At 71.9% G+C, this 6,456-nt stretch carries 6 protein-coding genes and 1 pseudogene; 5 read left to right on the forward strand and 2 right to left on the reverse strand.

The genetic code is table 11. The annotated features are described in order from the left end of the window. Positions 1–10 precede the first annotated feature (10 nt). Entirely contained in the window at positions 11–847 is an 837-nt protein-coding gene (locus R2S09_RS28225) for a helix-turn-helix domain-containing protein (RefSeq protein WP_316744059.1), read from the reverse strand. 42 nt (positions 848–889) lie between these two features. On the opposite strand from R2S09_RS28225, the gene R2S09_RS28230 reads away from it, so the two are divergent. The 3 genes from R2S09_RS28230 (at position 890) to R2S09_RS28240 (ending at position 3,390) form a co-directional block, all read left to right on the forward strand. Then, on the forward strand, positions 890–2,002 hold the full coding sequence (locus R2S09_RS28230) for an ADP-ribosylglycohydrolase family protein (RefSeq protein ID WP_316744060.1): 1,113 nt from the start codon (positions 890–892) through the stop codon (positions 2,000–2,002). A gap of 305 nt (positions 2,003–2,307) precedes the next feature. Then, on the forward strand, positions 2,308–2,613 hold the full coding sequence (locus R2S09_RS28235; protein WP_306192891.1) for a 4a-hydroxytetrahydrobiopterin dehydratase: 306 nt from the start codon (positions 2,308–2,310) through the stop codon (positions 2,611–2,613). Positions 2,614–2,637: 24 nt separating this feature from the next. Further along, positions 2,638–3,390 carry a class I SAM-dependent methyltransferase gene (locus R2S09_RS28240; RefSeq protein WP_306192892.1) on the forward strand — a complete coding sequence of 251 codons (753 nt, stop codon included), beginning with the start codon at positions 2,638–2,640 and terminating at the stop codon, positions 3,388–3,390. 40 nt (positions 3,391–3,430) lie between these two features. On the opposite strand, the pseudogene R2S09_RS28245 reads toward R2S09_RS28240, so the two are convergent. Continuing rightward, positions 3,431–3,922: pseudogene (locus tag R2S09_RS28245) on the reverse strand (cellulose binding domain-containing protein); the annotation flags it as partial. Positions 3,923–4,221: 299 nt separating this feature from the next. On the opposite strand from R2S09_RS28245, the gene R2S09_RS28250 reads away from it, so the two are divergent. Together R2S09_RS28250 and R2S09_RS28255 are read left to right on the forward strand one after the other, a co-directional pair. Continuing rightward, complete coding sequence (locus R2S09_RS28250) at positions 4,222–5,709, forward strand: cellulase family glycosylhydrolase (protein WP_316744063.1); 1,488 nt, start codon at positions 4,222–4,224, stop codon at positions 5,707–5,709. 42 nt (positions 5,710–5,751) lie between these two features. Beyond that, on the forward strand, positions 5,752–6,456 hold a 705-nt coding region (locus tag R2S09_RS28255; protein ID WP_316744064.1), incomplete at its 3' end, for a cellulose binding domain-containing protein.

Genomic DNA, 6,456 nt, shown 5'->3' on the forward strand with positions numbered 1-6,456 from the left:
TCACGGTGCCTCAAGACACCATGGAGTGAAGGTACTTCACCGTCGCCGGGTCGGCCGGCAGAAACGTCTCGATCGCCAGTTCCGCCACCGTCACGTCCATGGGCGTGTTGAAGGTGGAGATCGACGAGACGAACGACAGCACCCGCCCCTCGTGCTCGATCCGCATGGGCAGCGCGAAGTACGGCACGTCCTCCTCCGGCTCCTCCACGACGGCGCCGTCCGTCTCCGGCACCGGGAAGGCCGCCACCTCCTCGTACAGCGCGCGCAGCGCTCCCGAGCGGTGCAGCGCGATCTGACGCCCCATCTGCGCCAGCAGATGCCCGCGCCACTCGCGCAGGTTGCGGATGCGCGGCGCGAGACCCTCCGGGTGCAGGGTCAGCCGCATCGCGTTCAGCGGCGGGGTCAGCAGCGCCTCGGGGACGCCCTCCAGCAGCATGGTGATGCCCCGGTTGGCCGCCACCACGTCGTACACGGCGTCGACCACCAGCGCGGGATACGGCTCGTAGCCCCGGATCAGCCGCTCCAGGCCCTCCCGCAGCGCGCCCAGCGCCGGGTCGTCCAGCGCGGTCTCCGGGTAGTGCGGTGCGTAACCGGCGGCCAGCAGCAGCGCGTTGCGCTCCCGCACCGGCACGTCCAGGTGCTCGGCCAGCCGCAGCACCATCTCCTCGCTGGGCCGTGACCGGCCGGTCTCGATGAAACTGATGTGCCGGGCCGAGGAGTCGGCACGCAGAGCGAGTTCCAGCTGACTGACCCGCCGCCGCTCCCGCCAGGCCCGCAGCAGCGGGCCCACGCCCTGACCGGCGGGGGCGGTGGGAGGCACGGGGGCACCGGTCGCGACAATGGTCATGAGTACGACCGTAGTCGAACAGCTGTCGATGAGGGGGCGCACATGAACGGGCCATGGAGGCCGTCCTGGGAGGCGACGGCGGTGTACCGGGCCAGAGTGCGCGGCTGCCTGCTGGGCGGTGCCGTCGGGGACGCCCTCGGCTACCCGGTCGAGTTCAGCTCCCTGGACCGCATCCGTGCCGCGCACGGCCCGCACGGCGTCACCGGCCTGGTGCCCTCCCCGGGCGGCGCCGGGGCGGTCGGACTGATCAGCGACGACACCCAGATGACCCTGTTCACCGTGGAGGGCGTCCGGCAGGCCCACGAGCGGGAGCGGCGCAAGGGCATCGGCGGCGGCTGGTCCCGGATGGTGCGCTGGGCCTACGCGCGCTGGCTGGAGACCCAGCTGCGCACCGGCCCCGAGGACAGCGAGCTCGCCCGGCCCACCGGCGGCGGCTCCTACGCCGGTCCGCGCGGCGGCCTGGTCACCGAGCGGTGGCTGTATGCGCGCCGTGCCCCCGGCAACGCCTGCCTGTCGGGCCTCGCGCAGGACTTCGTGCCCGACCTCGAGGCCGAACTCGGGCGGCCCGGACCCGTCAACTCCGACTCCAAGGGCTGCGGCGCCGTGATGCGCTCGGCGCCCTTCGGGCTCACCCGCACCGACCCCGGGACGGCCTTCTCCATGGCCGCCCGCTGCGCCCAGATGACCCATGGCCACCCCACCGGCTACTACGCGGCCGGCGCGCTCGCCGCGATCGTCGCCCACATCGTGGCCGGGGACTCCGTCGAGGGCGCGGTCCTGCGCACCCTGCGGCTGCTCGCCCGGCATCCCGGCCACGAGGAGACCACCGCCGCCCTGGAGCAGGCCCTGGACCTGGCCGCGCAGGGCAGCCCCACCCCGGAGAGACTCGAGCGGCTCGGCGGCGGCTGGATCGCCGAGGAGGCGCTGGCCATCGGCGTCTACAGCGCGCTGGCCGTCCCCCGTGTGGCGGACGCGCTGCTGCTGGCCGTCAACCATTCGGGCGACAGCGACTCCACCGGCTCCGTCTGCGGCAACATCCTCGGCGCCCGGTACGGCGACCACGGCCTGCCGCACGCCTGGGTGCGGCAGGTCGAGGGCCGGGACCGGATCGCCGCGCTGGCGGACGACCTGGCCGCCGAATGCGTGCCCGACTGAGGGGTCCTTGCACTATGCCCGCCCGGGTCGCGCGGCCTGGCACCGCACCTCGCCGCGTTGCCGAAACGCCCAGGTAGCTCCGCTACCAGGGCGCTCCGGCGCCTTGCGATGCTCCCCCGCTGCCCGAACGGCGTGGGAGGTACCCCCAGCACCAGACCACGCGACCTGATCGGACGCTCATAGTGCAAGGACCCCTGAGCCCCGAGGCACGCGCGGCCCCTGCGACCAGCGACGCACCGCCGGTCTTGTGGCAGTCTGAACAGGACCGCGCAGGTGCCGTGACGTCCAGGAAGGGAAACGCGCCCATGCCCGTGGAACCGCTGTCGCAGAAGGAGATCGAGGACCGTCTGGCCGAACTGCCCGGCTGGTCCGTCGCAGGCGACCGCCTCACCCGTTCCTTCCGGCTCGGCTCGCACTTCGCGGCCACCGCGATGGTGGTGCACATCGCCCAGGTGCAGGAGGAGCTGAACCACCACTCGGACCTCACCCTCGGTTACAACACCGTCTCCCTCGCCGTGAACACGGACAGCGCGGGCGGCGCCGTCACCGACAAGGACTTCGAACTCGCCCGCCGCGTCCAGGACCTGGCAGGGGTCCACGGGGCGAGCTGAGCCGCGCCCGGAGGGGGGAGCCGCGTGCTGGACTACGACAAGGAAGCCGAACGCTACGACGCCTCCCGCGGCGGCGAGCCCCGCGCCGCCGCCGCGGCCGAGGCGGTCCTCGGCCTGCTGCCCGAGGACACGCGGCGACTGCTGGACGTCGGCTGCGGGACCGGCATCGTCACCCGCCGCCTGGCCGCCGCCCGCGACGGGGCGCGGGTGACCGGCGTGGACCGGGCCCCCGCGATGACCCGGCAGGCCGCCACCCGCCTGCCCGGCGCCGTCGTCCTCGCCGACAGCCGCCGCCTGCCCTTCCCGGACGGCCGGTTCGACGCGGTCACCAGCGTCTGGCTGCTGCACCTGGCACCCACCCCCGCCGACGCCCGGGCCATCGTGGCCGAGTGCGCCCGGGTGCTCGAGCCCGGCGGCGTGTACGTCACGACGGTCGACAAGGCCGCCGCGCACAACGTCGGCAGCGACGTCGACGCCGTCCTCGCCGCCCGGCCGCCCAGCCCGGCCGCCCGCGACGCCGCGGACCGCGTCGCCGGATACGCGGCCGAGCACGGCCTGGTGCCGGCCGGGCAGGCCCGCTTCACGGGCCGCGGGCAGGGCCGCAGCCCCCGCCGCACCATCGCCGACCTCAGACGCGGCTGGTTCGTCACGCTGCCGCCCGGTGAACCTCTCGCCGAGAGCTTCGCCGCACACCTGGCGGCGCTCCCCGACCAGGACCGCCCGCGCCCCGACCCGGTGTTCACCCTGCGGGCGTTCCGCAGGCCGGCCGGCGCCTGAACCCGCCGTCCGCCCGAACGCGGCCTCCGCCGAACCCACCCCCCGAGCGCGTGGTGGCGCCCGCGGTCGGGCTGGTCAGCACGGTGATCGGCGGCTGGTGCGCGCCGGCGCAGGTGGTGCCGTTGATCGCGAAGCCGGTGGGAGCGGTGTTGGTGCCGCTGTAGCTGAACTGGGCGCCGGTGTTCACCGCGGCCCCGGCGGCGATGGTCCCGTTGTACGAGGCGTTCTTCACGGTGACCGACTGCCCGGATTGCGACCAGCTGCCGTTCCAGCCGTTCGACAGCTTCTGGTTGCCCGAGTAGGCGTACGTCAGGGTCCAGCCGTTGATGGCGTCGGTGCCGCGGTTGGGGATGGCGAGGTCGGCGGTGAAGCCGGAGCCCCAGTCGTTGGTCCTGTAGTCCACGCTGCACTGAAGTCCCGCCGCGTGCGCGGCGGTGGAACCCGTGGCCAGCATGGTCGTCGGGAGCGCGAGGGCCGCCACTAAGGCGGTCCACAAACGCCGTGTGCCGCGGCGTCTGCGTCTGGAGTGCATGTGCTGGTTCCTCCTTGCGGCTCGGAGAAGAAGGTGGGGGAGGAGCAACAAGCCGTGAACCAGTGGGAGCGCTCCCATAGTGCGGACGGGGGTGGGGCCGGTCAAGTACTTGAAGGGTCGAAATGATTCGCCCGCCGGCCGACCCCCTCCTGTGCTGCACGGTTGAGGGAAAGTCGGCGAAAATCCGTGACCCCCCTGTTCTTTGCCGTCACTTGGCGCTACCTTCACTCGCACCAGTGGGAGCGGTTCCATCAGTCGACGCGTCCGTCACGGCACGCCCGATCTGCAAGGAGTCGCTCATGCGACACCCCCCGCATTCAGTACTTTTAGCCGTCGCCGGTGCGGTCGCGCTCGTCGGGAGCGTGGTGGTTCCGGTGGTCACGGCACAGGGAGCCACACCCGCCTGCACGGTGGAGTACTCCGTCACCAACCAGTGGGCGACCGGTTTCCAGGCCGCCGTGAACATCACCAACAACCGTGCCGCGCTGACCGGCTGGAGCCTGACCTTCGACCTGGCCGACGGCCAGAAGGTCACCCAGGGCTGGAACGCCAAGTGGTCCCAGTCCGGTACGACGGTGACCGCGGCCGACGAGAGCTGGAACGGCTCCCTCGGCACCGGCGCGAGCGTCAGCGCCGGGTTCCTCGGCTCCTCGTCGGGCGCCGGCGCCGTGCCGACCACGTTCAAGCTCAACGGCACCACCTGCAACGTGGATTCCGAGCCGACGACGCCACCGCCGTCGACACCGCCGCCGACGGACCCGCCGGCGAGCGGCACGGCCCCCGCGCTGCACGTCTTGGGCAACAAGCTGGTGGACGCCGACGGCAGGAACCGCAGGCTGCTCGGCGTGAACCGGTCCGGCGGCGAGTTCATGTGCGTCCAGGGCTACGGCATCTTCGACGGCCCCGTCGACGACGCCGCCGTCAAGGCGATCGCCGACTGGAAGGCGAACGCCGTCCGTATCCCCCTCAACGAGGAGTGCTGGCTGGGACTTTCCGACATCAAGCCCGAGTACGCGGGCGCGAACTACATCGGCGCCGTCAGGGACCTGGTGGCCCGCGTCGAGGCGCACGGCATGACCCCGATCGTCGAACTGCACTGGACCAACGGCCAGTACACCGGCAACTCGGCGGGCTGCTCCGACGTGCACGCCACCTGCCAGAAGCCGATGCCCGACGCCCAGTACACCCCGTCGTTCTGGAAGTCGGTCGCGAGCACCTTCAAGGACGACCAGTCCGTCGTGTTCGACCTGTTCAACGAGCCGTACCCGGACCGGGCGACCTCCAGCGTCACCGACGCCTGGAAGTGCTGGCGCGACGGCGGCACCTGCCCCGGCATCGGCTACGAGGTCGCCGGCATGCAGGACCTGGTCGACGCGGTGCGCGGCACCGGCGCAAAAAACGTGATCATGGCGGGCGGGCTCGCGTACTCCAACGACCTGAGCCAGTGGCTGACGTACAGGCCGACCGACCCGGCCGGCAATCTCGTCGCGGCCTACCACGTCTACAACTTCAACACCTGCTCGAACGAGAGCTGCTGGAACTCCACGATCGCCCCGGTCGCGGCCCAGGTGCCGCTGGTCGCGGGGGAGATCGGTGAGAACACCTGCTCGCACGGGTTCGTCGACCAGGTCATGAAGTGGTTCGACGACCACAACCTGTCCTACCTGGGATGGACCTGGAACACCTGGGACTGCTCCTCGGGTCCGTCCCTGATCTCCGACTACGACGGTACGCCCACGGCGTACGGAGCCGGGCTGCGCGACCATCTGCGCGCCCTCAACCCGTAAGTCGCCTCGGCAAGTTCCCCAACAGGAGGAAAACCCCACATCATGAGCCGCAGCAGAACAGCGATGCTCGCCGCCCTGACCCTCGTCGCCGGGGGCACGGGCATGGCCCTCGCCGTCGCACCCGCCAACGCCGGCACCTCCGCCGCGCCCTGCACCGTCGACTACCAGGTGCAGAACCAGTGGTCCACCGGCTTCACCGCCGCCGTCACCATCACCAACAACAGTGCCGCGATGTCCAGTTGGTCGCTGAAGTGGTCCTACGCCGGCGACCAGAAGGTCACCAGCGGCTGGAACGCGAAGATCACCCAGAGCGGCACCGCCGTCACCGCCACCAACGAGAGCTACAACGGCACCCTCGCCACCGGCGCCTCGACCAGCTTCGGCTTCCAGGGCACCTACAGCGGGACCAACGCGATCCCCGCGACCTTCACCCTCGACGGCGTCACCTGCAACGTCGACGGCGGTGGCGGCGATCCCACCACTCCGCCCCCGACCACGCCGCCCCCCACCACCCCGCCCCCGGGCGGCAAGCTCGACAACCCGTACGTCGGCGCCAAGGGGTACGTGAACCCCGAGTGGTCGGCGCACGCGGCGGCCGAGCCGGGCGGCAGCCGCGTCTCCAACCAGTCCACCGCCGTCTGGCTCGACCGGATCGCCGCGATCAACGGCGTCAACGGCGGCATGGGCCTCAAGGCCCACCTCGACGAGGCCCTGAAGCAGAAGGGCTCCGGCGAGCTGGTCATCGAG

It is taken from the genome of Streptomyces sp. MK7, from assembly GCF_032658145.1.
Classification (GTDB): Bacteria; Actinomycetota; Actinomycetes; order Streptomycetales; family Streptomycetaceae; genus Streptomyces; species Streptomyces spiralis.

What these genes read in the sequence shown, in the direction of transcription:
- R2S09_RS28230 (WP_316744060.1), top strand. Translation starts at nt 890, where the DNA reads ATGAACGGGCCATGGAGGCCGTCCTGGGAGGCGACGGCGGTGTACCGG.
- R2S09_RS28250 (WP_316744063.1), top strand. Translation starts at nt 4,222, where the DNA reads ATGCGACACCCCCCGCATTCAGTACTTTTAGCCGTCGCCGGTGCGGTC.
- R2S09_RS28225 (WP_316744059.1), bottom strand. Translation starts at nt 847, where the DNA reads ATGACCATTGTCGCGACCGGTGCCCCCGTGCCTCCCACCGCCCCCGCC.
- R2S09_RS28235 (WP_306192891.1), top strand. Translation starts at nt 2,308, where the DNA reads ATGCCCGTGGAACCGCTGTCGCAGAAGGAGATCGAGGACCGTCTGGCC.